At 66.5% G+C, this 25,795-nt stretch carries 26 protein-coding genes and 1 tRNA gene; 23 read left to right on the plus strand and 4 right to left on the minus strand.

Annotation, left to right across the window (positions count from 1 at the left end; translation table 11 throughout):
* Positions 1-33 precede the first annotated feature (33 nt).
* Entirely contained in the window at positions 34-819 is a 786-nt protein-coding gene (gene tcdA / locus EBB59_RS00830; protein WP_122100257.1) for a tRNA cyclic N6-threonylcarbamoyladenosine(37) synthase TcdA, read from the plus strand.
* A 15-nt stretch (positions 820-834) separates the two neighbouring features.
* Here tcdA and EBB59_RS00835 read toward each other — a convergent pair whose 3' ends face one another.
* Positions 835-1,611, minus strand: a complete 777-nt coding sequence (locus EBB59_RS00835; protein WP_122100258.1) for a TatD family hydrolase — start codon at positions 1,609-1,611, stop codon at positions 835-837.
* 9 nt (positions 1,612-1,620) lie between these two features.
* Positions 1,621-1,851: a DUF6116 family protein gene (locus EBB59_RS00840; RefSeq protein ID WP_122100259.1), complete on the minus strand. Its 231-nt coding sequence runs from the start codon at positions 1,849-1,851 to the stop codon at positions 1,621-1,623.
* A gap of 155 nt (positions 1,852-2,006) precedes the next feature.
* On the opposite strand from EBB59_RS00840, the gene EBB59_RS00845 reads away from it, so the two are divergent.
* The 3 genes from EBB59_RS00845 to EBB59_RS00855 all read left to right on the plus strand — a co-directional run bounded on the left by EBB59_RS00845 (position 2,007) and on the right by EBB59_RS00855 (position 6,676).
* Positions 2,007-2,861, plus strand: coding sequence for a glycine zipper 2TM domain-containing protein (locus EBB59_RS00845; RefSeq protein ID WP_342769016.1), 855 nt, complete (start codon positions 2,007-2,009; stop codon positions 2,859-2,861).
* 112 nt (positions 2,862-2,973) lie between these two features.
* Positions 2,974-4,137: an acyl-CoA dehydrogenase family protein gene (locus EBB59_RS00850; RefSeq protein ID WP_122100261.1), complete on the plus strand. Its 1,164-nt coding sequence runs from the start codon at positions 2,974-2,976 to the stop codon at positions 4,135-4,137.
* Between the two features lie 262 nt (positions 4,138-4,399).
* Complete coding sequence (locus EBB59_RS00855) at positions 4,400-6,676, plus strand: thiamine pyrophosphate-dependent enzyme (RefSeq protein WP_122100262.1); 2,277 nt, start codon at positions 4,400-4,402, stop codon at positions 6,674-6,676.
* Between the two features lie 364 nt (positions 6,677-7,040).
* Here the strand turns inward: EBB59_RS00855 and EBB59_RS00860 are convergent, their stop codons facing one another.
* Both EBB59_RS00860 and ygfZ read right to left on the minus strand, forming a co-directional pair.
* On the minus strand, positions 7,041-7,796 hold the full coding sequence (locus EBB59_RS00860) for a YggS family pyridoxal phosphate-dependent enzyme (RefSeq protein ID WP_122100263.1): 756 nt from the start codon (positions 7,794-7,796) through the stop codon (positions 7,041-7,043).
* Entirely contained in the window at positions 7,793-8,617 is an 825-nt protein-coding gene (ygfZ, locus tag EBB59_RS00865) for a CAF17-like 4Fe-4S cluster assembly/insertion protein YgfZ (protein ID WP_122100264.1), read from the minus strand. The genes EBB59_RS00860 and ygfZ overlap by 4 nt, the downstream gene beginning before the upstream one ends.
* Before the next feature lie 40 nt (positions 8,618-8,657).
* Here ygfZ and EBB59_RS14050 point away from each other — a divergent pair, with 40 nt between their 5' ends.
* The 19 genes from EBB59_RS14050 (at position 8,658) to EBB59_RS00960 (ending at position 25,429) form a co-directional block, all read left to right on the plus strand.
* Positions 8,658-8,831, plus strand: coding sequence for a DUF1674 domain-containing protein (locus tag EBB59_RS14050; RefSeq protein WP_211327665.1), 174 nt, complete (start codon positions 8,658-8,660; stop codon positions 8,829-8,831).
* A gap of 103 nt (positions 8,832-8,934) precedes the next feature.
* Entirely contained in the window at positions 8,935-9,333 is a 399-nt protein-coding gene (gene sdhC / locus EBB59_RS00875) for a succinate dehydrogenase, cytochrome b556 subunit (protein WP_122100265.1), read from the plus strand.
* A complete protein-coding gene (sdhD, locus tag EBB59_RS00880; RefSeq protein ID WP_122100266.1) occupies positions 9,330-9,728 on the plus strand; it encodes a succinate dehydrogenase, hydrophobic membrane anchor protein in 399 nt (132 codons plus the stop codon). The genes sdhC and sdhD overlap by 4 nt, the downstream gene beginning before the upstream one ends.
* Positions 9,729-9,737: 9 nt before the next feature.
* The gene (gene sdhA / locus EBB59_RS00885; RefSeq protein WP_122100267.1) at positions 9,738-11,525 is read left to right on the plus strand and encodes a succinate dehydrogenase flavoprotein subunit; all 1,788 of its coding nucleotides are present in this window, start codon (positions 9,738-9,740) and stop codon (positions 11,523-11,525) included.
* A 15-nt stretch (positions 11,526-11,540) separates the two neighbouring features.
* Positions 11,541-12,323 (plus strand): succinate dehydrogenase iron-sulfur subunit, encoded by a 783-nt coding sequence (locus EBB59_RS00890; RefSeq protein ID WP_122100268.1) that lies wholly within the window; start codon positions 11,541-11,543, stop codon positions 12,321-12,323.
* A 320-nt stretch (positions 12,324-12,643) separates the two neighbouring features.
* Entirely contained in the window at positions 12,644-12,898 is a 255-nt protein-coding gene (locus tag EBB59_RS00895; protein ID WP_122100269.1) for an FAD assembly factor SdhE, read from the plus strand.
* Positions 12,849-13,298, plus strand: a complete 450-nt coding sequence (locus tag EBB59_RS00900) for a hypothetical protein (protein WP_122100270.1) — start codon at positions 12,849-12,851, stop codon at positions 13,296-13,298. The genes EBB59_RS00895 and EBB59_RS00900 overlap by 50 nt, the downstream gene beginning before the upstream one ends.
* A 25-nt stretch (positions 13,299-13,323) precedes the next feature.
* Positions 13,324-14,568, plus strand: a complete 1,245-nt coding sequence (locus EBB59_RS00905) for a lipoprotein-releasing ABC transporter permease subunit (protein WP_122100376.1) — start codon at positions 13,324-13,326, stop codon at positions 14,566-14,568.
* Positions 14,561-15,283: a lipoprotein-releasing ABC transporter ATP-binding protein LolD gene (lolD, locus tag EBB59_RS00910; RefSeq protein ID WP_122100271.1), complete on the plus strand. Its 723-nt coding sequence runs from the start codon at positions 14,561-14,563 to the stop codon at positions 15,281-15,283. The genes EBB59_RS00905 and lolD overlap by 8 nt, the downstream gene beginning before the upstream one ends.
* A gap of 3 nt (positions 15,284-15,286) precedes the next feature.
* Positions 15,287-17,665 (plus strand): DNA internalization-related competence protein ComEC/Rec2, encoded by a 2,379-nt coding sequence (locus tag EBB59_RS00915; protein ID WP_122100272.1) that lies wholly within the window; start codon positions 15,287-15,289, stop codon positions 17,663-17,665.
* Positions 17,666-17,773: 108 nt separating this feature from the next.
* On the plus strand, positions 17,774-18,385 hold the full coding sequence (locus tag EBB59_RS00920; protein ID WP_122100273.1) for a MotA/TolQ/ExbB proton channel family protein: 612 nt from the start codon (positions 17,774-17,776) through the stop codon (positions 18,383-18,385).
* A 3-nt stretch (positions 18,386-18,388) separates the two neighbouring features.
* On the plus strand, positions 18,389-18,832 hold the full coding sequence (locus EBB59_RS00925) for an ExbD/TolR family protein (protein WP_122100274.1): 444 nt from the start codon (positions 18,389-18,391) through the stop codon (positions 18,830-18,832).
* Entirely contained in the window at positions 18,829-20,571 is a 1,743-nt protein-coding gene (gene msbA, locus EBB59_RS00930) for a lipid A export permease/ATP-binding protein MsbA (RefSeq protein ID WP_122100275.1), read from the plus strand. Before EBB59_RS00925 ends, msbA begins: the two co-directional genes overlap by 4 nt.
* A complete protein-coding gene (lpxK, locus tag EBB59_RS00935) occupies positions 20,568-21,581 on the plus strand; it encodes a tetraacyldisaccharide 4'-kinase (protein ID WP_122100276.1) in 1,014 nt (337 codons plus the stop codon). The genes msbA and lpxK overlap by 4 nt, the downstream gene beginning before the upstream one ends.
* A complete protein-coding gene (kdsB, locus tag EBB59_RS00940) occupies positions 21,578-22,342 on the plus strand; it encodes a 3-deoxy-manno-octulosonate cytidylyltransferase (RefSeq protein ID WP_122100277.1) in 765 nt (254 codons plus the stop codon). The genes lpxK and kdsB overlap by 4 nt, the downstream gene beginning before the upstream one ends.
* Complete coding sequence (locus tag EBB59_RS00945; RefSeq protein WP_122100278.1) at positions 22,339-22,815, plus strand: low molecular weight protein-tyrosine-phosphatase; 477 nt, start codon at positions 22,339-22,341, stop codon at positions 22,813-22,815. Before kdsB ends, EBB59_RS00945 begins: the two co-directional genes overlap by 4 nt.
* Before the next feature lie 7 nt (positions 22,816-22,822).
* Positions 22,823-24,661 carry an excinuclease ABC subunit UvrC gene (gene uvrC, locus EBB59_RS00950; RefSeq protein ID WP_245978868.1) on the plus strand — a complete coding sequence of 613 codons (1,839 nt, stop codon included), beginning with the start codon at positions 22,823-22,825 and terminating at the stop codon, positions 24,659-24,661.
* Positions 24,662-24,663: 2 nt separating this feature from the next.
* Positions 24,664-25,260, plus strand: coding sequence for a CDP-diacylglycerol--glycerol-3-phosphate 3-phosphatidyltransferase (gene pgsA / locus EBB59_RS00955; protein WP_122100280.1), 597 nt, complete (start codon positions 24,664-24,666; stop codon positions 25,258-25,260).
* A 93-nt stretch (positions 25,261-25,353) separates the two neighbouring features.
* A tRNA-Gly gene (locus EBB59_RS00960) sits at positions 25,354-25,429 on the plus strand.
* Positions 25,430-25,795: the final 366 nt, after the last annotated feature.

The following is a 25,795-nucleotide window of genomic DNA, read 5'->3' on the forward strand; positions in this document are numbered from 1 at the left end:
ATATCACGGTGGCCGTGCCGGTAAAATTCATCGATGAAGATCGCAAGGGAAAGGTTCGCCGGCATCGACCGGCTATACGGCCGTGGCGCGCTGGAGCGGCTGGCCGGCGCGCATATCTGCGTGGTGGGTATCGGCGGTGTCGGGTCGTGGGCGGTGGAGGCGCTGGCTCGCAGCGGCATCGGCAGGCTTACGCTGATCGACGCCGACGACCTCTGCCTGTCCAACACCAACCGCCAGTTGCCGGCGCTCGATGGCCAGTACGGACGCAACAAGGTGGAGGTGATGGCCGAACGCTGCCGGGCGATCAATCCCGCGATCGAGGTGAGGGCCATCGCTTCGTTCCTGACGCCCGCGAACATGGCGCAATGGCTGGACGAGGGCTTCGATCTGGTGCTGGATGCCTGCGACAGCTTCCGGGTGAAGGTGGAGATGATCGCGTTCTGCCGGCGTCGCAAGCAGCCGGTCGTCACCGTTGGCGCCGCCGGTGGGCGCAGCGATGTCACCCAAGTGCGCGTGCGCGACCTCTCGCGCACCGAGCATGACGCGATGCTTTCGCTGATCCGCAAGAAGCTGCGCGGCGAATTCAATTTTCCGAAGAATCACGACCGCTATTTCGGCGTCCCCGCGGTGTATTCGCTGGAGAACGTGCGCTATCCGCAGGCCGATGGCTCGGTGTGCGGCGTGCGTCCCGTGCTCGGCAGGGACGAAGCGTTGAAACTCGATTGCGGTGCCGGCCTGGGCGCGGCCACGCACGTCACCGGTACGTTTGCCTTTGCCGCCGTGGGCAAGGCGCTGGAAATGCTGCTGAAACGACGTTAATCCGGCATCTCCGTCTCATCCGGTGACGGAGATGCCGAACAGGCGCTCGGCGTTGGCCGTGGTGGCGGTGGCGATGGCCTCGCGGCCGTCGCCGCGCAACCTGGCGATGGCATCGAGAACGGCGATGAGCCGGGCCGGCTCATTGCGGCGGCCAAGCCATTCGCTGTCCGGCTGGTCGGGAGCGTCGGTTTCCAGCAATAGCTGGTCGAGCGGCATCTCCGCCACCGTGCGCCGCAGCCGTTGCGCCCGCGCGTGGGTCACGGGGCCGCCGATACCGAGTAGAAAGCCAAGCGCATGCAGCTGGCGCGCCTGCTCCGCGCTGCCGGAGAAACTGTGCACCACGCCGCGCAGGCCGGGATACCGGCGCAGCGTGGCGATCACCGCCTCGAAGGCGCGACGGGCGTGGACGATCACCGGCAGGCCGAATTCGCGGGCCAGCTTCAATTGCTCCTCGAAATAGAATTGCTGCGCTTCGCGGTCGAGCTCGGCCATGAAGTAATCGAGGCCGATCTCGCCGATCGCGACGCGCGGCGTGGCGCCGGCCAGCAGCTCGCGCAATTGCCGCAAATGCGCCGGCCGGTGCTCGGGCAGATAGACCGGGTGCAGGCCGTAGGCCGCGTACAGGCCCGGGTAAGCCGCGCGCACTTCGGTCAGGCGCGGCCAGCCGGCGGCGGCGGTGGCCGGCAGCACTTGGGCGACGATGCCGGCTTCGCGCGCGCGCGCCAGCGCTTCGGCGCGGTCGGCACCGAAGGCATCGACATCGAAATGGCTGTGCGAATCGACGAGCCGCATGGGACGGACTCAGCGGCGGGTGGCCTGGCCTTCGATCGGCTCGACGGCGGCCGGCTTGTTGCGATCCTTCCAACTGGCCAGCAGCAAAGTGCCGAGGCCGAGCAGGATCTCATCGATGAACGGGATCGGGTCGGGCAGGAGCAAGGTCAGCACGAACAACGCGCCGACCAGCTTGAACAGCGCCGGAAACTTGAGTTTTCGGGCCCATGCGAGGAAGGGGCCGAGCAGCAGGTGACGCATGGCGATGACTCCATGAGGGTACGGGCACGCTAGCACGCGGGCGTTGGCCGAGATGTGTGGGCGACCTGGCGAAACCGGGCGTTTGGCGGGTCGTCGGTTCAGGAGGGCGTCAGTTCGGCGAGGGCGTGGCGTGCACTCGTTCAGTCTCGGCGCGCTTGAATGGCGCCGTGGCAGACAGGCGGGATTTCCCGCCGAAGGAGAACACGATGTACATCGACAACAAACTGCTTTCCGTGGCTCTGGGTTCGCTGCTGGTCGGCGGTGGCGCGGTGGCGGCATATCACAGCCTGAGCCGCCCCGATGCGCCGGCCGGCCAGCCCACGCTGGCGAGGGCCGGAGTCCCCAAGCCTCAGCCCACGCCGGAAGTGGCGCCACTTGAGCTGCGAACCGGTCCGGACGTGTCGTATGCGCCGATCGTCTCGGTGAAGCCGGTGACGCGCAGCGCGCCGCAATATGCCAGCGTCATCGGTATCGACCCTGTGACCCGTGCCGGTGAGCAGCAGCGTTCGCGCGAAGTCTGCGACGACGTGCCCGTGACGAAGCGCCTGCCGGAGCGCGACGGCAATGTCGGCGGCACCGTCGCCGGGGCGGTGATCGGCGGCCTGGTGGGCAACCAGTTGGGCAAGAACAAGGGCGGCGATCGTCGCAAGATCGAGACGGCCGCCGGTGCCGTGGGCGGCGCCTTCCTTGGCCGCTACATCGACCAGCGTCACGTTGGCGGGCAGGTGGTGCAGGCCACCGAGCGCCAGTGCCGCACGGTGACGGAGAGCGTGCCGTCGAACCGGGTCGTCGGCTATGACGTGACGTTCCGTAACCCGGACGGGTCGACCGGCATGAAGCGGATGGACAAACGACCGGGTTCGCGCATCGCGCTGGGTAGCAAAAGCGTTACCGAAAGCTACGACGTGACTTATGAGCTGGATGGGCGAAAGCGCGTAGTGCGGATGGATCGGCGTCCCGGCGTCGACCGTTTCAAAGTGGTGGATGGCGAGGTGATCACCCGCATCTGATTTCCCGCCCGCAACAGACGATGGCGAATGGAAAACGGGAGCCGGCAATGGCTCCCGTTTCCCTTGGGGCCATGGGTAGAATGCGGGATCAATCCGAACCCGATGGAAGACCATGGCTCTGCATCCTTACGACCTCTTCGACATCCGTTCCCTGCTGTCCGAGGAGGAACGCGCGGTGCAGGATTCCGTGGCCCGCTTCACCGACGAGCGGGTGCTACCGATCATCGGTGAATGCTTCGACAAGGGCGAGTTTCCGAAGGAACTGATCCCGGAGATGGCCGAGCTGGGCCTGCTGGGTTCCTCGTTGCCGGAGGAGTACGGTTGCGCCGGCCTCAATGGCGTCAGCTACGGCCTGATCTGCCAGGAATTGGAGCGTGGCGATTCCGGTATCCGCAGCTTCGCCAGCGTGCAGAGTTCGTTGTGCATGTATCCCATCCACGCCTATGGCAGCGAGGAACAGCGTCGCCGCTGGCTGCCCGACATGGCCGCCGGCCAGGTGATCGGCTGCTTCGGCCTGACCGAGCCGCACGGGGGCTCCGACCCGGCCAACATGAAGACCCATGCCCGGCGCGATGGCGACGACTGGCTGCTCAACGGCTCGAAGATGTGGATCACCAACGGCAACCTGGCCGACATCGCCATCGTCTGGGCGCAGACCGATGAGGGTATCCAGGGTTTTATCGTCGAGAAGGCCATGCCGGGCTTCACCGCGCAGGTGATCAAGCACAAGATGAGCTTGCGCGCTTCCGTCACCAGCGCGTTGTTCTTCGACAACGTGCGCTTGCCGGATGCCAGCCGCCTGCCCAACGTCAAGGGGTTGAAGGGGCCGCTCGGCTGCCTGACGCAGGCGCGCTACGGCATTACCTGGGGGCCGATCGGCGCGGCCATCGCCTGTCTGGACGAGGCGCTGACGTATTCCAAGGAGCGCATCCTGTTCGGCCGCCCGGTGGCGGCGACGCAGAGCGCGCAGATCAGGATGGCCGATTGGGCGCGCCGCATCACCGCCGCGCAATTGCTCTCCTTGCAACTGGGGCGCCTCAAGGATGCCGGTGCCATGCAGCCGACGCAGGTCAGTCTCGCCAAGTGGAACAACGTGCGGATGGCGCTGGACGTCGCCCGCGAAGCGCGCGACCTGCTGGGCGGCGCCGGTATCACCACCGAGCATTCGCCGATCCGCCACGCGTTGAACCTGGAATCGGTCATCACCTACGAGGGCACCGAAACCGTGCATCAACTGGTGGTGGGGCGCGAATTGACGGGTATCAATGCGTTCTGAGCCGGCCATCGCGGCCGTTGCGCCGGTACCTGTGTCGGGAAGCGGGCGCCTCATCCCGCGCCCTTGCGCATCGTCGATGTCGGGTGCGATTTCGAGCCGTTCGGCGATGCCGGGGCGGCACGCCATGTCGATCATCGGTGGCGCCCCATTCCGCGGCATGGCTTGGCGGCGCTTCGATGCGCGTGTCGTGGATGGCCGGGACCATATCCGCGACGAATGGCGCGCTCGCCGTGCCGTCCCCATTTAGTCAGACGAACAATCCATGACATTCGCCCAAGTTCCGAATCCGATCCCGGCCCGCATGAAGGGTCTTAACCGCGCGGAAATCTGCGACGTCAATTTCAGCGAGTTCGTCGAGAATTGGGCGGGGGCGAAGGACGTGCGTCCGGCCGCCGGCGAACCGATCCTCGACGGTAGCGCGCTTGATGCGGGCGGCTTCCGCGAATTGTTCGAATCGCAGTTGATTTCCCGCCATCTCGATTTGATGGCGCGTGTCTTGCGGGTGCAGAACAAGGTCTTCTACACCATCGGTTCCAGCGGCCACGAAGGCAATGCGATGGTGGCCCGCGCGGCGCGGCATACCGATCCGGCTTTTCTGCACTACCGCAGCGGCGGCTTCATGGCGGAGCGCTTCCGCAAGTTGCCGGGCATGGACCCGATCATGGATTCGGCGCTGTCGTTCGCCGCCAGCATGGAGGACCCCGCCAGCGGCGGCCGTCACAAGGTCTGGGGCTCGAAGCCGTTATGGGTGTTGCCGCAAACATCGACCATCGCCTCGCACTTGCCGAAGGCGCTCGGCACCGCGGTGGCCATCGAGGCGGCGAAACGGCTGGGCCATGCGCTGCCCGTCCCGGACGACAGCATCGCCATCTGTTCCTTCGGTGATGCCAGCGCCAACCATGCCACCGCGCAGACCGCGTTCAATGCCGCCTCGTGGACGGCCTACCAGAAGCTCCCCGCGCCGGTGCTTTACGTCTGCGAGGACAACGGCATCGGCATCTCGGTGAAGACGCCGAACGGCTGGATCGCCGAATCGTTCCGCCAACGTCCCGATCTCGACTACTTCTTCGCCGATGGCCTCGACCTCGCCAACGGCTATGGCGACGTGCTGCGCGCGGTCGAGCACTGCCGCCGGAGCCGCCGCCCGACCTTCCTGCATCTGCGCACCACGCGGATCATGGGGCACGCCGGTACCGATTTCGAGATCGAATGGCGTTCGATCGAGGAACTGTGCGCGGTCGAGGCCACCGACCCGCTGTTGCGCAGCGCCGCCATCGCGCTGGAATCGGGGTTGATGTCGAAGCCGGAAATCCTCGCCCTGTACGAGGAAACCCGGCAGAAATGCTTTGCCGCCGCCGAGGCGGCCGATCGCCGCCCGCGCATCGAGACCTTGCCGGAGGTGCTGCGTCCGCTGGCGCCGTACACGCCGGAGGCGGTGCGGGCGGAGGCGGTGCGTGAGCCAACCCGCGAGGCGCGCGTGAAGGCGTTCGGCGGCGAGGAGAAACTGCCGGAAAAACAGCCGCCGCGGCATCTCGCCATCCAGATCAACAACGCGCTACACGACCTGTTCGCCAAGTACCCCGAGACGCTGCTGTTCGGCGAGGACGTGGCCCAGAAGGGTGGCGTCTACACCGTGACCAAGGGCTTGCAGAAGGCGTTCGGTCCACGCCGCGTCTTCAACACATTGCTCGACGAAACCATGATCCTCGGCATGGCGCAGGGCTTCGCCAATGTCGGCCTGCTGCCGGTGCCGGAAATCCAGTACCTGGCCTATCTGCACAACGCCATCGACCAACTCCGCGGCGAGGCGTGCAGCCTGCAATTCTTCAGCAACGGCCAGTACGCCAACCCAATGTTGGTGCGTATTGCCGGCCTCGGTTATCAGCGCGGCTTCGGCGGCCATTTCCACAACGACAATTCCGTTACCGCGCTGCGCGACATACCGGGGCTGGTCGTGGGGTGCCCGAGCCGTGGCGACGACGCGGCGATGATGCTGCGCACGCTGGCCGCGCTTGCGAAAATCGACGGCCGCGTCGCGGTCTTCCTCGAACCGATCGCGCTGTACATGACCAAGGATCTTCACGCGCCCGGCGATGGCCAATGGCTGACCGAATACCCCGCGCTCGATCGGGCGCTCGAGATCGGCGAGCCGCGCGTCTACGACGCCGAGGCGAAGGATTGTGTCATCTTCACTTTCGGCAACGGGGTGCCCATGAGCCTGCGCGCGGCACGCGAGATCGAGAAGAAGCACGGTTGGCGATGCCGGGTGGTCGATCTGCGCTGGCTGGTGCCGCTCAACGCCGAGGCCATCGCCATGCATGCCGACGATTGCGCACGGGTGATCGTGGTCGATGAAGGCCGCCATAGCGCGGGTATTGGCGAAGGCGTGATCACCGCGCTGGCCGAGGCCGGGCAGGGCGGCAAGCCGATGCGCAGGGTGGTCGGTGCCGATACCTACACGCCGCTGGCGGGCGCGGCTTTCCTGGTGATCCCAAAGGACGAGGACATCGTGGTCGCCGCCGACGAACTGGCGGGCTGAGGCGTTACATATTCGGTTCGCCGTCCTGGGCGTGCGCCGGCGCTCCAAGGCCGGATCGTTTTCACCGCGCCGTGTAGCGCCGCCGCACGCGAGGGGCTGGCCCGGGAAGTGCATGCGGACGATGGCCATGCGCACGTCCGCCGCCTCGGGATGGCCATGATGGTGGGTGCGGATTGTCGGGAAGGCGATGCCGTGGCCGCTGGCGGGATGGTTTTGCCCGTGCCGTCGGCCGCTTGGCGGCACGCCCCGCCGACTCCGGCATGGACATGAGTGGATTGCGCCACGGCACCGCTCTCCGGCGAAGATTCGTGGATGCCATCCACCACCGATGGGTGGGTGGATCAGTCGTGTGGTGTCTGGTTATTCACGCGGCGATGGTGGGCCAATAATGGCTGTCCGGAGTCGTGCGGGCGCCAAAGATGGCCTGACCGATCCGCACCACGGTGGCGCCTTCGGCAATGGCGATGGGAAAGTCGCTGGACATGCCCATCGAGAGCTCGTCGAGGCCGATGCCGTCCGGTACTTCCTGGCGCAATTCGTCGCGCAGTCGGGCGAGGCGCCGGAAGCAGGCACGGACGCGGGCTTCGTCGGGGTCGAAGACCGCCAGTGTCATCAGGCCGCGCACGCGCAGGCTGGAGAATGCCGGCAACTCGCGCAGGAAGTCGCGCGCCGTTTCCGGCGCAATGCCGTATTTCTGCGGCTCGTCCGAGGTGTTGACCTGCACGAAGACATCGAGGCCGCGCCCGGCGGCCTGCAAGCGGCGATCAAGCTCGGTGGCGACGCGTAACGAATCCAGTGCCTGGAACTCGTGGGCGAAGCGCGCCACGTATTTGGCCTTGTTGACTTGCAGATGTCCAATGACGCACCAGCGCAGCGGCAGGTCGGCCAGCGCTTCGGCCTTGGTCTGCGCCTCCTGCACCTTGTTTTCGCCGAATTCGTCGATGCCGATGGCGTGGGCGGCGCGCAAGGTCTCCACGGGCCAGGTCTTGCTGACCGGCAACAGGCGGACCTCGGCGGCGGCACGCCCGGCATCGCGGCAGGCAGCGGCGATGCGCGCGCGGACCTCGGCTAGATTGGCGCGGAGCTCCTCGGGCGTGGCCGGGGGCGGCTGTACGTTCATACCAGCACCTCGACGGCCTGTTCGCCGATGCGCAGCGCGCTTTCATCGCACTCAAGCGGCAATACTGCCAGCGCCAGCGTTCCAGCGGTCGATACCACTTCGCCGATGCCGCGTTCGCCCGTCGTCACCGTGTCGCCCGTCGCCACCGCGCTGGCTGTTTGCAGCAGGCGCGGCCCGCGCTTGGCCTGGCCCAGGAAATGGGTGCGGGCGACGATCTCTTGTCCCGGATAGCAGCCCTTTTTCACGCTGTAGGCATCGAGGCGATCGAGCGAGAGCTGCTGGGGTGTCCACTTTTCCCGTTGGCTGTCGTTCAGCCGTGGCAGGCCGGCCCGGAGGTCGGCCGCGCGCCAGCGAGCGAGGGCGGGGGCGTTGCCGGTCGCCACCGCCGGGCCGATACGCAGTTCGCGCTGGTCGGGCCAGTCCAGGCGCAGAGCGTTGGCGGCATCGCCTTGGAATGCGCGGCACCCGATGGCGCCGGCATAGAGGCGACCGGAAACTTGCAGCTCGTCGCGGGGTTCCAGCTTCACCTTGCTGCGAAACACGTATCGCTTCAGCGTCCCGGCCAGTTCGGAGGGAGGGAAGTCGGGCAGTACCAGCCACAGGGTTTCGGCATCCAGCCGGAGCAGGGCGAACAGGGCGATAACGCGGCCTTTCGCGTTCAGCCATCCGTTCCATTGCCAGCCGCCGTCGGCGAGCGTGGTGACATCGTTCATGAATTGCGCCTGGGTGAATTTCAGCGCATCGGCCCCGGTGATCGCCAGCAGGCGGTGATCGGGCAGGGCGATGAAGGCGGATTCGACTTCGGTTGGGTTGTCTGACATTGTTGCAACGCCGTAAAATAAACGGATTGTGAAGAAGACGATGATAGGCCAAGACCTCCCCGATGCCGCTTCGCCCCGCGAAGCGGAGGCCGGAGCGCCCGCGCAATCCCGCCCCGAAGCCATGCCGATGCCGGTCGAGATCGGTGGCCGAGAGGGGCCGGAGCCGACGCGCTACGGCGATTGGGAGAAGAACGGCCGCTGCATCGATTTCTGACCGAGCGTCTTCGGCCTGCCGCGCTCGGCGACGCCGACGCGGGCAGGCCGGGGCGAACCCATGCCACGCGGCCACCGCCGCCCAGCCCGGAGACTGCCACGTAATGGCAAGCCAAAAACGTCCACTCTCGCCCTTCATGCTGGGGCAGACCTACAAGTTCCAGATCACATCGGTGATGTCGCTGATGCACCGCATGACCGGCGTGGTGCTCGCGCTGTCGGCCTTCGGTTTTTCCTGGTGGATCATGTCGATGGCATTGGGCGGCGTGTATGCCGAATGCGCGGCGGCGGTCACGGGTTCGTTGCCCGGCAAGGTCGTGCTGTTCCTGATCTCGCTGGCGCTGATGTATCACCTATTCAACGGCATCCGTCACCTGGCCTGGGATGCGGGGCTGGGCTTCAGGATTCCGCAAGTCTATGCCTCGGGCTACGCCGTGCTGGCGGCGACGGTGGTCTCCACCACCCTGGTCTGGTTCCTGGCGCTGTCCGGAGGCGCGGCATGAGCGACAAGAAATATCCGAAGTTCCGTACCCCGCTGCATCAGGCCAAGGGCTGGGGTTCGGCCAAGTCCGGCACCGGGCACTTCTGGTGGCAGCGCGTCACCGCGGTGATCCTGGCGATTCTGGTGCCTTACATCGTGTTCCTGCTGGCCAGCGCCGCCGGACGTGATGCGGAAAGTCTGCGTGCGCTGGTCGCCAAGCCGTGGAACGCGATCATCTTCAGCGTGTTCTCCATCGCGCTGTTCTGGCACGCCAAGCTGGGTCTGCAAGTGGTGATCGAGGATTACATCCATGACCGCACCATGCACATCACCCTGCGCATCCTCCTCATCCTGGGCAGTCTGGTCGGCGTGTTGAGCGCGATCTACGCCATCGCCCGCATCGCCATGACGGCCTGAGAAAAGATCATGACCGATTACAAGATCACCGAACACAAATACGACATGGTCGTGGTCGGCGCCGGCGGTGCGGGCCTGCGCGCCACCTTCGGCCTGGCTCAGAAGGGTCTGAAGACCGCCTGCATCACCAAGGTGTTCCCGACCCGCTCCCACACCGTGGCGGCGCAGGGCGGCATCTCGGCCGCGCTCGCCAACATGGGCGAGGACGATTGGCGCTTCCACTTCTACGACACCATCAAGGGTTCGGACTGGCTGGGCGACCAGGACGCCATCGAATACATGTGCCGCGAGGCGATCCCGGCGGTCATCGAACTGGAGCACCAGGGCGTACCGTTCTCGCGTACCGACGAGGGCAAGATTTACCAGCGTCCGTTCGGTGGCATGACCACTCACTACGGCAAGGGCATCGCCCAGCGCACCTGCGCCGCCGCCGACCGTACCGGTCACGCCATCCTGCATACGCTTTACCAGCAATCGCTGGCGCATGAGGCCGAGTTCTTCATCGAGTACTTCGCGCTCGACCTGATCATGGATGCCGAAGGCGTCTGCCGCGGCGTATTGGCGCTGGACATGGCCAATGGCACCTTGCACCTGTTCCGCGCCCACGGCACCGTGCTCGCCACCGGCGGCTATGGCCGCGCTTACTTCTCGGCCACCTCGGCGCATACCTGCACGGGTGACGGCGGCGGCATGGCCCTGCGCGCCGGGCTGGCGTTGCAGGACATGGAGTTCGTCCAGTTCCACCCGACCGGCATCTACGGCGCGGGCTGCCTGATCACCGAGGGCGTGCGTGGCGAGGGCGGGATTCTGCGCAATTCCAATGGCGAACGCTTCATGGAGCGTTACGCGCCGAACGCCAAGGATCTGGCCTCGCGCGATGTGGTATCGCGTTCGATGACCATCGAGATCCGCGAGGGGCGCGGCGTCGGCGAGCACAAGGATCACATCTTCCTCGATCTGACCCACCTCGACCCGAAGGACATTCATGCCAAGCTGCCCGGTATCGCCGAGAGCGCCAAGATTTTCGCTGGCGTGGATGTGGAAAAACAGCCGATTCCGGTGATCCCGACCGTGCACTACAACATGGGCGGCATCCCCACCAACTATCACGGCGAAGTGGTGCAACTGAAGAACGGCGACCCGGATTCCGTGGTGCCGGGGCTGTACGCCATCGGCGAGGCCGCCTGCGTCTCGGTGCACGGGGCCAACCGTCTCGGCTCCAATTCGCTGCTCGACCTGGTGGTGTTCGGCCGCGCCGTCGCCAACCGTGCGGCGGAAACGGTCAAGGCCGGCAGCCTGCATCCGAAGCTGAGCGGCGATGCGGTGGACAAGTCGCTCTCCAACCTCGACAGCCTGCGCAACGCCCAGGGCTCGCTGCCGACCGCCACCATCCGCGACAACATGCAGCGCACCATGCAGACCGATGCCGCGGTGTTCCGTACCGGCGAGACGCTGGCCGAGGGCGTGAGGAAAGTCAACGAGATCTACAGCTCGTTCGCCGATGTCGGCATATCCGACCGCTCGCTGGTCTGGAATTCCGATCTCATCGAGACGCTGGAGTTGCAGAACCTGCTGGGCCAGGCGCTGGTCACGATCACCTCGGCGGAAAACCGCACGGAGTCGCGCGGCGCCCATGCCCGCGAGGATTTCCCGGATCGCGACGACGTGAACTGGCACAAACATACCGTCTGCGCGCTGGACGAGGCCGGCAAGGCCCATATCGACTACCGCCCGGTGCACATGTACACGTTGACGGACGATGTCGAAGTCGTGCCGCCGAAGCCGCGCGTTTACTGATCGGGGAGAACAGACATGGCTCAATTCACGCTTCCGAAGAACTCCCAGGTCAAGAAGGGCAAGCACTTCGCCGCACCCGCCGGCGCCAAGGCCGTTCGCACCTTCAAGATTTACCGCTGGAACCCCGACGACGGGCAGAACCCGCGCACCGACACCTACGAGGTCGATCTGGCCAGCACCGGCCCGATGGTGCTCGACGCCCTGTTGAAGATCAAGAACGAGATCGACCCGACCCTGACGCTGCGCCGCTCTTGCCGCGAGGGCATCTGCGGCTCCTGCGCGATGAATATCGACGGCACCAACACACTGGCCTGCACCAAGGCCATCGAGGACTGCGGCAAGGGCGAGATTCCGATCTATCCGTTGCCGCACATGCCGGTGATCAAGGACCTGGTGCCTGACCTGACGCATTTCTATGCGCAGTACGCCTCGATCCGCCCGTGGTTGCGTACCCAGAGCGCCACCCCGACCCGCGAGCGCCTGCAATCGAAGGAAGACCGCGAGAAGCTTGACGGGCTGTACGAGTGCATCCTGTGCGCCTGCTGCTCGACCTCCTGCCCGAGCTACTGGTGGAACGGCGATCGCTATCTCGGCCCGGCGATTCTGTTGCAGGCATACCGCTGGATCGTCGATTCCCGCGACGAGGACACCGGCAGCCGCCTGGACGATCTGGAAGACCCGTTCAAGCTCTATCGCTGCCACACCATCATGAACTGCGCGCGTACCTGTCCGAAGGGCCTCAACCCGGCCAGGGCGATCGGCGAGATCAAGCAGTTGATGCTGGCGCGGACGATGTGATTGCTGCGCTCTCCCCTGTAAAGGGGAGAGCGGTGGGGTGGCGGCGTCATTGCTGCCGACGTGGCGCAAGCGACCCGGTGGTTGGGCATCGCTCGAAGCAATAGCCTTGGATTGTCCAAGGTCGAGAGGATTGCGTTTCTTTGCCCGCACAAGAAATGTAGCCAAGCGGCTGTGCGCTCGACGAAGCCACGGCGCGCGGATGGATGTCTCGGGGGAGTTTTCAATTCGGCATGCTTGCCTCACCCGGAAACGGCGAGCATCCGTCCGCCAGCTTCCGGGCTATCCACTCTGCGGGCCAACAATCAATCAGGAACTGGGCGATGACCGAGACCGAAGCTACCGAACTGCGCCGTATCCGCTGGCGTTGTCGGCGCGGGATGCGCGAGCTGGATCAATTGTTCGAACGTTATCTGGACCGCGTCTGGGCAACGGATTCCGAAGACCAACGCGTGGTTTTCCTACGGCTCCTGGATTGCGAGGACGACAAACTGTGGCGATGGTTCATGGGCTACGAGGCCGCGGAAGATGTCGAAATCGCATCGTTTGTACAACGCATCGGCGACCTGCCGCCTTGAGTGGCGGCCATCCCGGGTAATTGCCGGCTGGTGGCTGGCGCTGGCCGTGCTGGCGCCGCTTTCGTCGATCGCTTCCGGCTTGCCGCGGCCGGCCGCCTGGGCACTGGCGATGGTGGCCTGTCTGCTGGCGCTGCGCGGCTGGCGGGCGTTCCGTAGCCAGCCGCGGCGGCAACTGGTGGTACGCGTGGAAGGCCCGTTGAGCGTCGATGGCGCGAATTTCCATGACTGGCGATTGCAATGGCGTGGCCCGCTGGCCTTCATCCAGTGGCGCGATGGGGCGGGGCGGCTTGCCGCATTGTCGTTCTGGCCGGACACCCTGCCGCCCGGTACCCGGCGTGAACTGCGACTGGCTTCGCCGTTGAACGCCGCTGTCTCGACCGCCGTCGGGATGGCAACATAGCCAGCTGACTCGCACGATGCCCGCCATGTTCAAACCGCTTCCCGTCGCCATCGGTCTGCGCTACCTGCGCGCCAAACGCCGCAACGGTTTCATCTCCTTCATCTCGATGGCTTCGATCCTCGGCATCGCGCTGGGTGTGGCGGTGCTGATCACCACGTTGGCGGTGATGGGGGGCTTCCAGCGCGAGATTCGCGACCGCATGTTGCAGATGGTCGCGCACGCCACCATCGCCGCCGATGGCGCCGAGATGCCGAACTGGCGCGAGGTCATCGACCATGCGCGCAAGGACAATCGGGTCGCCGGCGCCGCGCCCTACGTCGATACCCAGGGCTTGATCCAGGGGCCGCGCGAGCAGCCGGCGATGATCCGGGGCATTGATCCCGCGCAGGAAAAGCAGGTCTCGGTGATCGCCGACAAGATGCGCCGCGGCACGCTGGAAACGTTGGCGCCGGGCGGGTTCAACATCGTCCTCGGCCGCGAACTGGCGGCTTGGCTTGGGGTCGGCGTCGGCGACAACGTGGTGGTGATGACCTCTAAGATCAGCGCGACGCCGGTCGGGGCGGTGCCGCAGACCAAGCGCTTTACCGTTTCCGGCATCTTCGACGCCGGCTACAACGAGTTCGACAAGGGGCTTGCGCTGGTCAACATCCAGGACATCCAGCGTGTGTTGCGCATGAACGGCGGCGTGACCGGCGTGCGCCTGAGGATGCACGACATGGACGATGCCGGACGCGTCGCCACCGATCTGGCGCTGGGTCTTGGCGGCCCGTACCGGGTCAGCGACTGGATGTACGAAAACGCCAACATGTTCCATGCGCTGAAGATGGAGAAGACGGTGATGGGCATCCTGCTCTCGCTGATCATCGCCATGGGCGCGTTCAATCTGGTGTCCTCCCAGGTGATGCTGGTGACCGACAAACAGGCCGACATCGCCATCCAGCGCACGCTGGGGGTGACGCCGGCGCAGGTCATGCAGACCTTCATGGTGCAGGGCAGCCTGATTGGCTTGATCGGCACGGTGGCGGGCGTGGTGGGCGGCATCCTGCTGACGTTGAATCTGGAATCCATCCTGGAGATGATCGAATCGATTCTCGGGGTGAAGCTGCTGCCGGAGGACGTTTACTACATCACCGGACTGCCGACCGAGTTGCGCGCCGACAATGTGGCGATCACCGCTTGCGTGGCGCTGGCGATGGCCTTCCTGGCGACGATCTACCCGGCCTGGCGCGCTTCGCGCACGCCGCCGGCGGAGGCATTGCGATATGAGTGAGGTACTCGATATCACCTTCGTGCAGGGCGAGGTCATCCGCGCCGAACAACTCGGCAAGACCTATGCCGAGGGCAAACTGCGCACCCCCGTGTTCGATGGCCTGGATCTCGCCGTGCGGGCCGGCGAGACGGTGGCGATCATCGGTGCCTCGGGCGCGGGCAAGAGCACCTTGCTGCACCTGCTGGGCGGGCTGGATACCCCGACCTTGGGCGAGGTGTTCGTCGCCGGGCAAAAGATGAGCACGCTTTCCGATGGTGCGCGCGGCCAATTGCGCAACCGGGCGCTGGGCTTCGTCTATCAGTTCCATCACCTGCTGCCGGAATTCACCGCGTTGGAGAACGTGATGTTGCCGGTGATGCTGTCCGGCGCCGATATTGCGGAATCGGCCAGGCGCGCAAGCGCTCTGCTTGAGCAAGTCGGCCTGGGGCACCGCCTCGGCCACAAGCCGGGCGAACTGTCGGGCGGGGAGCGCCAGCGCGCGGCGGTGGCGCGGGCGTTGGTCAACCGGCCGGCCTGCGTGCTGGGTGACGAGCCCACCGGCAACCTGGATGACAAGACCGCCGCTTCCGTGTTCGACCTGATGCTGGCACTCAATCGCGAGCAGCACACCAGCTTGGTACTGGTCACTCACGACCGTCGCCTCGCGCGCCGGCTCGACCGCGTGCTGGAGTTGCACGAAGGCAAGTTGCGGGCCGTCCCGATCGGCGAGGTATAGCCCATGCGCGATGCGGCAGGGACGCCGCTGCTGTCTCCTCTCACCGCCGCTTCTCTGCTGGCGGGGATGCTGCTGGCCAGCCGCCTGCCGGTGCCGTCGCCGTGGTGGCTGGCCGTGGCGCTGGCGGCGGCCGGGGCCGGATTCTGGCTCTTTTCCCCGGGTAAGCGCCGGCTCCTTGGCGCGCTGGTCTGCGGTTTCGGGCTTCTGGCGGGGCAGGGGGCGTGGCGCTTGCAGCAATGGTTGCCGTCCGCGATGGAATTGGGCGAAGCCGGTATCAGCGGCCGCATCGAAAGTCTGCCCCGGCACGAGGCGCGCCGCAGCCGCTTCGATCTGCGTGTCGATGACGACGATTCGATGCCGGAAGCGCTGCGCGGTCGATTGCTCCGGCTGTCGTGGTACGACCCATGGCGGCAACAGGTCGATGCGCCGCCCGGCCCGCGCTGGCGGGTGCATGCCGGCGAACGCTGGCGGATGCGGGTCAAGCTGCGCGCGCCACGCGGCTTGCGCAACCCCGGCGGCTTCGATGGCGAGCGGCAGATGCTGCTGGATGGCGTGATCGCCAGCGGCCATGTACGCGACGAGGATCGCGCGCAACGCCTTGCCGCCGGTGGTGGCATCACGGCCTGGCGCGAGGCGATGTCGGCGCGCATCCTGCGCGATACCCGGGCCGGTTCCGCGCGCTTCGTCGCCGCTTTGGCGCTCGGCGATACTCGGGCGCTGTCGCGGGATGACTGGCAGACCCTGCGCGCGACCGGGCTGACCCACCTGATCGCCATTTCCGGCTTCCATGTCGGCCTGGTCGGGATGGCTGCGGCGGCACTGCTGTGGGCGCTGTACCGGCTGTGGCCGTTGCCGGCACGGTATTGCCCACGGCGGATCGCGATGGCGGTGGCCGCGGCACTCGGCGCGTTGGCCTATCTGTTCGCCACCGGGGCTTCGTTGCCGACGTTGCGCACGGTGCTGATGATCGGCCTGGTCGCCGGCGCGATGATCCTGCGCCGGCAGACCGGCGTGGCGCAGACGGTGGCAGTTGCCCTGATCCTGATGCTGCTGGCCGACCCGCTGTCGGTCCTGCGCGCCGGCTTCTGGCTCAGTTTCGGCGGTGTGGCCTGGCTGGCCTGGTGCCTGCATGCGGCGAAGGGCGGCCACATCCGCCAGTTCGTGTTGGCGCAGGCGGTGGTGACGCTGGGCCTGCTGCCATTGACCGTGACCTTCTTCGGCCAGGCTTCGGCGGTGGCGCCCTTCGCCAATCTGTTGGCGGTGCCGTGGTGGAGCCTGATCGTGGTGCCGCTGGCCCTGCTGGGCACGTTGGCGGAGTGTTTGCATCCGGGCTTCGGAGCGCCGTTGTGGACGCTCGCGGGTCTGGCGTTCGATCCGGGGTGGCCGCTGTTCGAAGCGGCCGGTCAGGCGCCGCTGGCCTTGTGGTGGCTGCCGGAAGCGCCATGGTTCGCGTTGCCGCTGGCCTTGCTCGCCGCTTTCGCATGGCTGTTGCCGCGCGGGATGCCCGGACGCGCACTGGCCGGCATGCTCTGGCTGCCCCTGCTGTGGCCCGGCGCCTATCGTCCGGCGGAGGGCGAGGTCGAGCTGGTGCAGGCCGACGTCGGGCAAGGGTTGGCGATGCTGGTGCGGACGCGTTCACACGCCCTGCTGTACGACACCGGGCCAGCGCAGAGCGATGGCTACGATGCCGGCGAGCACGTCGTGGTGCCGATGCTGCATGCGCGCGGTGTCGGCAGGGTCGACGCGGCCATCCTGAGCCATGCCGATAACGATCACGCCGGCGGATTGCAAACGCTCATGCGCGCGCTGCCGGTGGCCAGGGTGCTGGCGCCGCCGGGTGCGCCGGTCGATCTCGCCGAAGCCTGCATTGCTGGGGAAGGGTGGGAATGGGATGGCGTACGTTTCCGTTTCCTGCACCCGCCCGCCCATTTCCCCTACCTGAAAAATCAGTCGAGCTGCGTGCTGAGGATCGAGACGGCACATGGCGCCGTGCTCTTGACCGGCGACATCGACACGCTTGTCGAATCTCGTCTGCTGCGTCTGTCCGCTGCCGACCTGCGCGCCGATGTGATCACCATGCCGCATCACGGCAGCGGTGGATCGTCCGGCGAGGCATTCGTCGCCGCCACCGGCGCCCGGCTGGCGTTGGTGTCGGCCGGCTATGCCAATCGCTTTCGGCACCCGCGCGAAAAAGTGCTTGGCCGCTGGCACGATGCCGGCGCCCTCACGCCGCTCAGCTTCGAGCAGGGCGCGCTTACGGTGCGGATCGGCCCCGGCGGGTTGCGCTGGCAAGGCGAACGGACGAGGCGGCGGCGCTTCTGGGATGGCGTCTCCCGGCGCGCATCGGCCGAACGGGCGGCGTCGCCGGAACCCCGCCCATGACACTGATCCCGGGCGATGCGGGCGGCTCTCCTCGCTCATCCGCCCGCCGTCGCGGCGGCGGCCTCAGTTATCCTATCGGCCATTCCGAACGTCTCAGATGCGAAAACGATGATCGAACTGGTGAAGGCCGGCGGCTGGCCGATGATTCCGCTCCTGCTGCTGTCGCTGGTGGCGCTGGCGATCATCGTCGAAAGGTTCTGGACTCTGCGCCGCGCCGCCGTGATGCCGCCCGGCCTCGGCGCCGAGGTGCGCGCATGGGCCAGCCGCGGCCAGTTGGATCCGGCGCATATCGACTCGTTGCGCGCCACCTCGCCGCTGGGCGCGTTGCTGGCTTCGGCGTTGGACGTGCGCCAGCGTGGCCGCGAGGCGATCCGCGAGCGGGTCGAGGACACCGGCCGGCATCTTGTCCATCGCATGGAGAAGTATCTCAACATGCTGGGCAGCATCGCCTCGGCGGGGCCGCTGCTGGGCCTGTTCGGCACCGTGGTCGGCATGATCCAGATGTTTCTCGTTATCGGCGAGCACGGTGTCGGCGACGTCAATCAGTTGGCGGGGGGCATCGGCAAGGCGCTGGTCTGCGCCGCCACCGGCATGATCGTGGCGATCCCAGCGCTGATGTTTCATCGCTATTTCAAGGGGCGTGTCGCCGGTTACATCGTCGACATGGAGCACGAGGCGGCCGAGCTGCTCGACGTGCTGGACCCACACGAGAAAGGCTGATCCATGCGTATCCGCGACCACCGCGCCGATGACGAACCCGAGATCAATCTAGTTCCGCTGATCGATGTCATCCTCGTCCTGATCATCTTCTTCGTGGTCACTACCACTTTCGACAGCCGCGCCGTGCTGCGCCTGCAATTGCCGCGCGCCGATGGCGAACCCGCGCCCACCCGGGCGCAGCCGTTGTCGGTGCTGGTGAATGCCGATGGGCGATATTTCGTTGGCGAACGCGAAGTGCTGCGTACCGATGTCGAGGCGCTGAAGCGCAGCCTGGCCGAGGTGGCGGGCGATGATCGCGGCCGTCCGGTGCTGCTGCGCGCCGATGCCCGCACGCCGCACCAGGCGGTGGTCACCGCCTACGAAGCGCTTGGCCAGCTCGGTTTCCGCCAGATCATGATCGCGACGGCGCCGGAGCGGCACGATTCCGCCGCGGGCAAGGCGAAATGAGCGAAGGCGGCGATCCGCGCGGCACCTGGCGTCGCCTGCGCGGCTATGCCAAGCCTTATCGCGGCCTGTTGGTTGCGGCTTTCCTGGCGATGGCGCTGGAAGCCGGGGCCAGCGCGGCGATCGTCGAGTTGTTGAAGCACATCGTCGACGACATCTTCGTCGCCCGCCAGTTCGTCTGGTGGCTGCCGGCGGGCATGGTCCTGTTGTTGCTGGCGCGCGGCTTTTTCGGCCTGGTCGGCGATTACACCATCGCCCGCAGCGGGCGCAATGTCGCCCGCGACTTGCGTCTGCAACTGATGGACAAATACCTGCGCTTGCCCGGCAGCCGTTTCGACCGCGAAACCGTGCCGTCGATGCTGACCCGCCTGGGCGCCGACACCGAGCAGGTCGCGGAGGCCGCGGTGGATGCGCTGAAGGTGATGGTCAGCAATGCGTTGCAGATCATCGCGCTTCTCGCGGTGATGTTCTGGAACAGTTGGAAGGTCTCGCTGGTTCTGCTGGTGCTGGCGCCGGCAATGGCCTGGATGATGGGCAAGGTCGGCAGGCGCTACCGTCGCCTCAACCACGAGATTCAGCAATCCGCCGCCGACATGCTGCAAACCGCCGACCAGGCCCTGCACGCCCAGCAGGAAGTGAAGGCCTACGGCGCGCAGGATTCGGAGATGGCGCGTTATGGCAACCAGACCGCCCGCAACGTGCGGTTGGCGCTGAAGGTTGAAGTGACCCGTGGTTCGTTGTCGATGTTCGTGCAGGGCCTGGGGGCGATCGGCATGGCGGCGATGCTGTTCGTCGCCGGCCGCGAGGCGGCGCAGGGCCAGCTGAGCGCGGGTGGCTTCATGGCCGTGATGACGGCCATGATCAGCCTGGTGCCGGCGCTGCGCCAGTTGACCAACGTGCAGAGCATGCTCAATCGCGGTATCAATTCCGCCGACCGCGTGTTCGACATTCTCGATGCCGCCGACGAACCCGATCACGGCACGCGCCCGCTCGAACGCGCGCGTGGCCTGATCGAATTCCGCGATGTCGGCGCCCGCTACGAAGGCGCGGATGTACCGGCCCTGCACGGCCTCAGTTTCACCGCGCGGCCGGGTACGGTCACTGCCATCGTTGGCCGTTCCGGCAGCGGAAAGTCCACGTTGATCAAGCTGATTCCGCGTTTCTACCAGCCGGAATCGGGCGAAATCCTGCTCGACGGCCACCCGCTGGCCGAATACCGGCTGGCCGATCTGCGCCGGCAGATTGCCATCGTCAGCCAGCAGGTGATGCTGTTCGATGGCAGCATCGGCGAGAACATCGCTTACGGCGAGATGCGCGATGCCGACGCCAAGCGCGTGAAAGCGGCGATCCATGGCGCCAACGCGATGGAATTCGTCGAACGCCTGCCCGAAGGCATCGACAGCGTGGTCGGCGAGCGTGGCGGCAAACTCTCGGGCGGCCAGCGCCAGCGCCTCGCCATTGCCCGGGCCATGTTGAAGGATGCGCCGATCCTCATCCTCGACGAAGCTACCGCCGCGCTCGACAACGAGTCCGAACGGTTGGTGCAGGATGCGTTGAACCAACTGATGCCCGACCGCACCACGCTGGTGATCGCGCACCGGCTGTCCACCATCGAACACGCCGATCAGGTGCTGGTACTCGACCAGGGCCGGCTGGTGGAGCGGGGCACGCATGCCGAGTTGATCGCCCATGACGGCCTGTACGCGCGTCTGCATCGCATGCAGTTCCGGGAGGCCGTGTGAGCGTAAAGCCGCATGGGACTCCGCCCTGGTGGCATGGCGAGAAGGCCATTCCGGCATGGGCGCGGCTGGCCTCGAAACTGTACGGCGCGCTGGTGCGCCTGCGTCGCGGCCTGTACCGGCGCGGCTGGCTGCGCACGCGGAAGGTCGATGCGCCGGTGGTCGTGGTCGGCAATTTCACCGCCGGCGGCAGTGGCAAGACGCCGCTGGCGATCGCCATCGTCAATCGCCTTAAGCAGGCAGGCTGGAATCCCGGCATCGCCAGCCGTGGCTACGGGCGCGAGGAAGCCGAAACCGCTCGCTGGGTCGAGGCCGGAAGCGATCCGCGCACGCATGGCGACGAAGCGGTGCTGATCGCCCGCCGCACCGGCGCCAAGGTCAGGGTGGATGCCGACCGCGTCGCCGCCGCCCGCGCGCTGCTCGAAGCCGGCTGCGATGTCATCGTTTGCGACGACGGTTTGCAGCATTTGCGTCTGGCCCGTGACATCGCCATTGAAGTGATCGATGGCGTGCGCCGCTATGGCAACGGCCGGCTGATCCCCGCCGGCCCGTTGCGCGAACGCCCGGAAGAGGCTGGCGCGCCGGATTTCCGCGTGGTGAACCACGGCATCGTCGCCGACCTGCCGGAAGCGCAACTCGGCGAATGGCCGCTGCGGCAGGTGTTCGGGCATCCCTTCCCGATGCAGGGCGCGCGGGCGCGGTCGTTTGCCGATTTCGCCGGGCGTCGCGTGCATGCGATCGCCGGCATCGGCCACCCCGATCGCTTCTTCGACCTGTTGCGCGCGCAGGGGCTGGGCGTGGTCCCGCACCCCTTCCCGGACCATCATGCCTACCTGCCGGAAGATCTCGATTTCGGCAGTGCGTTGCCGATCTTCATGACCGAGAAGGACGCGGTGAAGTGCGCGGCCTTCGCGCCCGACGATAGTTGGTGCGTGGCGATCGAGGCGCGTCTGCCGGAAGCGTTCTGGCTGGCGTTGGAAGACAAACTGGCCTTGTTCCGGAGCAGGTCATGACCGATTTCGTCGTCGCCATCCCGGCGCGCTTCGCCGCATCGCGCCTGCCTGGAAAACCCTTGCGCCCGATCGGCGGCCAGCCGCTGGTCTGGCATGTCGCCCAGCGCGCGCTGGCGGCCGGCGCGCGCGAAGTGTGGGTGGCGGCCGACGATCCACGCATTCTCGACGCCGTGCGGGGCGAAGGCATCCGCGTGGCGATGACCTCGCCCGATCATGCCTCCGGCACCGACCGCCTGGCTGAACTGGCCGACATCGCCGGCTGGGCCGACGACACGATCATCGTCAACCTGCAAGGCGACGAGCCTTTCGCGCCCGCCGCCGGCATCCGCGCGGTGGCCGGGCTGCTCGAGCGCGCCGATTGCGAGATGGCCACGCTGGCCGCCCCTGTCACGGATCGCGAAACCGTGTTCGATCCGAACGCGGTCAAGGTCGTCACCGACGCCTATCAGCGCGCGCTGTACTTCAGCCGCGCGCCGGTTCCCTGGCATCGCGATGCGTTCTCCATCGAGGGGCACGTACTGGACGAAAACCCCTGGCTGCGGCACATCGGCATCTATGCCTACCGGGCGGGTTTCCTGCGCCGTTTCGCCGCGCTGCCGCCGGGGCGGCTGGAGCGGATCGAAAAGTTGGAGCAACTGAGGGTGATGGAGGCCGGTTTCCGCATCGCCGTCGCTTTGACGCCGGAAGCCTTTCCGCCCGGCGTCGATACGCCGGAAGACCTGGCGCGCGCCGAAGCGCGCTGGAAGTCCTCGCGGCCGTGAAGATATTGATGGTTTGCCTTGGCAACATCTGCCGCTCGCCGATGATGCAGGGCTGGCTGGAGACCGCCGTCGCCGGCGAACCTGGACTTGCGGGCCGCATCGAAGTCGATTCGGCGGCGATCGGCCCGTGGCATGTCGGCCGCCCGCCCGACCCGCGCGCCATCGCCGAGGCGCGGCGCAATGGTGTCGGTATTGCCGGCCAGCGCGCCCGGCAAATCGGGCCGGACGATTTCCACGATTCCGACCTGATCCTGTTCGCCGACGCCGATACCCTGCATGAAGGGCGCGTTCGCGCGGGCGGGCGGGGGCGCGCCGAACTCGCCCGCTATCTGGACTGGGCCGGCATCGACGGCGGGCGCGACCTGGCCGACCCTTATTACGGCGATGCCGGTGATTTCGAGCGCGCCTGGTGGCGTGTCGCCGAGGGTGGCGGGGCGGTCGTTCGACGCCTGCTCGACATCCAGCGGCGATAATCGCGGCGTGTCCGAAGCCGCCTCCCAACCCTTCGATGGCCGGGCCTATGCCCGCGCGTTGACCGCCGCGCCCGGCGTCTATCGCATGTATGCCGCCGATGGCAGCCTGCTCTACGTCGGCAAGGCGGCCGCGTTGAAGAAGCGTGTGGCGAGTTATTTCAGCAAGGCGCACAGCACCCGCATCGCCAACATGGTGGCGCAGATCGCGCGGATGGAAATCACGGTCACGCGCACCCCGGCCGAGGCGTTGCTGCTGGAAAACCAGCTCATCAAGACCTTGAAGCCGCGCTACAACGTGATGCTGCGCGACGACAAGAGCTATCCCTACGTGCTCATCACCCGCGAGCGCTGGCCGCGCATTGCCTCGCAACGCGGGGCGCGCTCGCGGCTGGGGCGTTATTTCGGCCCGTATCCCAGTGCCGGCGCCGTGCGCGAGACGCTCAACCTGATGCAGAAACTGTTCCAGTTGCGAAATTGTGAGGACAGCGTGTTCCGCAACCGCTCGCGGCCCTGCCTGCAATACCAGATCGGCCGTTGCAGCGCGCCCTGCGTGGGGCTGGTCGACGAGCGCGACTACGATGAATCGGTGCGCCGCGCGGCGATGTTCCTGGATGGCCGCAGCGACGACCTCACCCGCGAACTGACCGGCGAGATGGAAGCGGCCAGCCAGGCGCTGGCCTTCGAGCGCGCCGCGCGCATCCGCGACCTGCTGGCTTCGATCCGCACCGTGCAGGCGCGGCAGTTCGTCGATGGCAATGCCGCGGAACTCGACGTGCTGGCCTGCGCGCTGGAAGCCGGCCGCGCCTGCGTGATGCTGTTGTCGTTCCGCGACGGCCGCAACTTGGGAACTCGTGGCTATTTCCCGAAACTCAACGGCGCCGACAGCGCCGAAGAAGTGTTGGCGGCTTTCGTCTCGCAGTACTACGCCGAGCAACCCGCCCCGAGGGAAATCGTGCTCGACCGGGCGATTGCCGATATCGAACTGCTGGAGGAAGCGCTCGGCGCCGCCGGTGGCCGCCGGGTGCAGATCAAGCACAACGTGCGTGGCGCGCGCGCGGGTTACGTCGACCTGGTGCGCCGCAATGCCGAAGTCTCGCTGGCGACCGAGCTGTCCGGCCGTGCCGCGCAGGCCGCGCGCCTGGCCGACCTGCAAACGATGCTGCGACTGCCGGCGCCACCGGCGCGCATCGAGTGCTTCGACATCAGCCACACCATGGGCGAGGCGACCGTGGCCTCCTGCGTGGTCTTCGATGGCGAAGGCCCGTTGCGCGCGCAATACCGGCGCTACAACATTGCCGGCATCGAGCCGGGGGACGACTACGCCGCCATGCGGCAGGCGCTGGATAGGCGCTTCCGGCGCGCGGTCGAGGAGGAGGGCATCCTGCCCGACCTGCTGCTGATCGATGGTGGCGCGGGGCAGCTTGCGCGCGCGCAGGCGGTGCTGGCCGATCTTGGCGTCGATGGCGTGGCGCTGGTGGGGGTGGCCAAGGGCGAGGCGCGCAAGGCCGGGCACGAAACTCTGTTGCTGCCCGATGGCCGCGAATGGCGGCCCGGCGCGCATTCGCCCGGCCTGCAACTGGTCCAACAGGTGCGCGATGAGGCGCACCGCTTCGCTATCACCGGGCATCGCGGCCGCCGCCAGAAAGCGCGCAGCACCAGCCGCATCGAAGACATCCCGGGCATCGGCCCGCGTCGTCGCTCGGCGTTGCTCAAGCACTTCGGCGGGCTGGTCGGCCTGAAGGCGGCCGGCATCGACGAGATTGCGCGCGTCGAGGGCATCAATCACGCGCTGGCCGAACGCATCTACACGGCCTTGCACGGTTTGGGCGAGAATGCCGCATCGTGAAAATGACGCTGACCATTCCCACCATGCTGACGCTGGCCCGGATCATGATGATTCCGGTGCTGGTGGTGGTGTTCTATCTGCCCTTCAAGTGGACCAGCGTGGCGGCGATGTCGCTGTTCGCGCTGGCCTCTTTCACCGACTGGCTGGATGGCTGGATCGCGCGGCGCTATCACCAGTTCTCGGCGTTCGGCGCCTTCCTCGACCCGGTGGCCGACAAGCTGATGGTCTCGACCGCGCTGTTCCTGATCGTGCAGGCGCATCCGACGCCGTGGATGGCGTGCTGGGCGGGGGTGATCGTCGGCCGCGAGATCGCGGTGTCGGCGTTGCGCGAGTGGATGGCCGAGCTGGGCCAGCGCGCCAAAGTCAAGGTGCAGATGGTCGGCAAGATCAAGACCATGGTGCAGATGATCGCCATCGGCTGCCTGCTGTATTCGCCCTCCAGGAATCCACCGGAGTGGCTGTGGCTAGGGCGCGAGGTGTTTCTGATCGGCGATTGGTTGCTGGCCGGCGCCGCGCTGCTGACCTTGTGGTCGGGATTCGAGTACTTGCGCGCGGCTTGGCCGGCGTTGCGGGCGGGAGAGGGCAAGCGCGCCGCTTGAACCACATGGCCGATGCGTTCGCCGCATGGCGAAAATTTTTCACGGAAGTGTTGACAGATATCCGGAAGCCCGTAAAATGCACGGCTCAGCGACGCGGGAATAGCTCAGTTGGTAGAGCGCAACCTTGCCAAGGTTGAGGTCGCGAGTTCGAGCCTCGTTTCCCGCTCCAATTTATGATTCGCAGATGTCCGTCGATATCCGCAAGGCGTTGAAAAAAGGAGCTTCGGCTCCTTTTTTCATTCCAGCAAAAAGCTACGGGAACTTACCGGCGGCCGGTAAGTTTTGGGTATCCGCTTCTAGTGTGGGACAACCCTGCTGGCTGCCCTTGGCTCCCGGTCTCCCGCCCGTGGATTTCCCGGCCTCCATTACCCAGCCTTCCATGCGGAATTAATCCCCTACGGCGAACTGAAACGCCGTTTCGCAGTTACGCTTGCGATTGGATCATCCAACCGAGCGCATTGGCGAATGGGAAGCTTGGTTCGCAGCTTTGGAGCTGCCTGGCTGACAGCTTTGCTGTTGGCGACCGGAGCATGTG

This window comes from Solilutibacter pythonis, from assembly GCF_003697345.1.
GTDB classification, from domain to species: domain Bacteria; phylum Pseudomonadota; class Gammaproteobacteria; order Xanthomonadales; family Xanthomonadaceae; genus Solilutibacter; species Solilutibacter pythonis.

What these genes read in the sequence shown, in the direction of transcription:
- msbA (WP_122100275.1), top strand. Translation starts at nt 18,829, where the DNA reads ATGAGCGAAGGCGGCGATCCGCGCGGCACCTGGCGTCGCCTGCGCGGC.
- EBB59_RS00915 (WP_122100272.1), top strand. Translation starts at nt 15,287, where the DNA reads ATGCGCGATGCGGCAGGGACGCCGCTGCTGTCTCCTCTCACCGCCGCT.
- kdsB (WP_122100277.1), top strand. Translation starts at nt 21,578, where the DNA reads ATGACCGATTTCGTCGTCGCCATCCCGGCGCGCTTCGCCGCATCGCGC.
- EBB59_RS00850 (WP_122100261.1), top strand. Translation starts at nt 2,974, where the DNA reads ATGGCTCTGCATCCTTACGACCTCTTCGACATCCGTTCCCTGCTGTCC.
- EBB59_RS00890 (WP_122100268.1), top strand. Translation starts at nt 11,541, where the DNA reads ATGGCTCAATTCACGCTTCCGAAGAACTCCCAGGTCAAGAAGGGCAAG.
- EBB59_RS00855 (WP_122100262.1), top strand. Translation starts at nt 4,400, where the DNA reads ATGACATTCGCCCAAGTTCCGAATCCGATCCCGGCCCGCATGAAGGGT.
- EBB59_RS00905 (WP_122100376.1), top strand. Translation starts at nt 13,324, where the DNA reads ATGTTCAAACCGCTTCCCGTCGCCATCGGTCTGCGCTACCTGCGCGCC.
- sdhD (WP_122100266.1), top strand. Translation starts at nt 9,330, where the DNA reads ATGAGCGACAAGAAATATCCGAAGTTCCGTACCCCGCTGCATCAGGCC.
- EBB59_RS00860 (WP_122100263.1), bottom strand. Translation starts at nt 7,796, where the DNA reads ATGAACGTACAGCCGCCCCCGGCCACGCCCGAGGAGCTCCGCGCCAAT.
- EBB59_RS00840 (WP_122100259.1), bottom strand. Translation starts at nt 1,851, where the DNA reads ATGCGTCACCTGCTGCTCGGCCCCTTCCTCGCATGGGCCCGAAAACTC.
- sdhC (WP_122100265.1), top strand. Translation starts at nt 8,935, where the DNA reads ATGGCAAGCCAAAAACGTCCACTCTCGCCCTTCATGCTGGGGCAGACC.
- EBB59_RS00920 (WP_122100273.1), top strand. Translation starts at nt 17,774, where the DNA reads ATGATCGAACTGGTGAAGGCCGGCGGCTGGCCGATGATTCCGCTCCTG.
- ygfZ (WP_122100264.1), bottom strand. Translation starts at nt 8,617, where the DNA reads ATGTCAGACAACCCAACCGAAGTCGAATCCGCCTTCATCGCCCTGCCC.
- lolD (WP_122100271.1), top strand. Translation starts at nt 14,561, where the DNA reads ATGAGTGAGGTACTCGATATCACCTTCGTGCAGGGCGAGGTCATCCGC.
- EBB59_RS00895 (WP_122100269.1), top strand. Translation starts at nt 12,644, where the DNA reads ATGACCGAGACCGAAGCTACCGAACTGCGCCGTATCCGCTGGCGTTGT.
- EBB59_RS14050 (WP_211327665.1), top strand. Translation starts at nt 8,658, where the DNA reads ATGATAGGCCAAGACCTCCCCGATGCCGCTTCGCCCCGCGAAGCGGAG.
- EBB59_RS00925 (WP_122100274.1), top strand. Translation starts at nt 18,389, where the DNA reads ATGCGTATCCGCGACCACCGCGCCGATGACGAACCCGAGATCAATCTA.
- EBB59_RS00900 (WP_122100270.1), top strand. Translation starts at nt 12,849, where the DNA reads ATGTCGAAATCGCATCGTTTGTACAACGCATCGGCGACCTGCCGCCTT.
- sdhA (WP_122100267.1), top strand. Translation starts at nt 9,738, where the DNA reads ATGACCGATTACAAGATCACCGAACACAAATACGACATGGTCGTGGTC.
- pgsA (WP_122100280.1), top strand. Translation starts at nt 24,664, where the DNA reads ATGACGCTGACCATTCCCACCATGCTGACGCTGGCCCGGATCATGATG.
- tcdA (WP_122100257.1), top strand. Translation starts at nt 34, where the DNA reads ATGAAGATCGCAAGGGAAAGGTTCGCCGGCATCGACCGGCTATACGGC.
- EBB59_RS00835 (WP_122100258.1), bottom strand. Translation starts at nt 1,611, where the DNA reads ATGCGGCTCGTCGATTCGCACAGCCATTTCGATGTCGATGCCTTCGGT.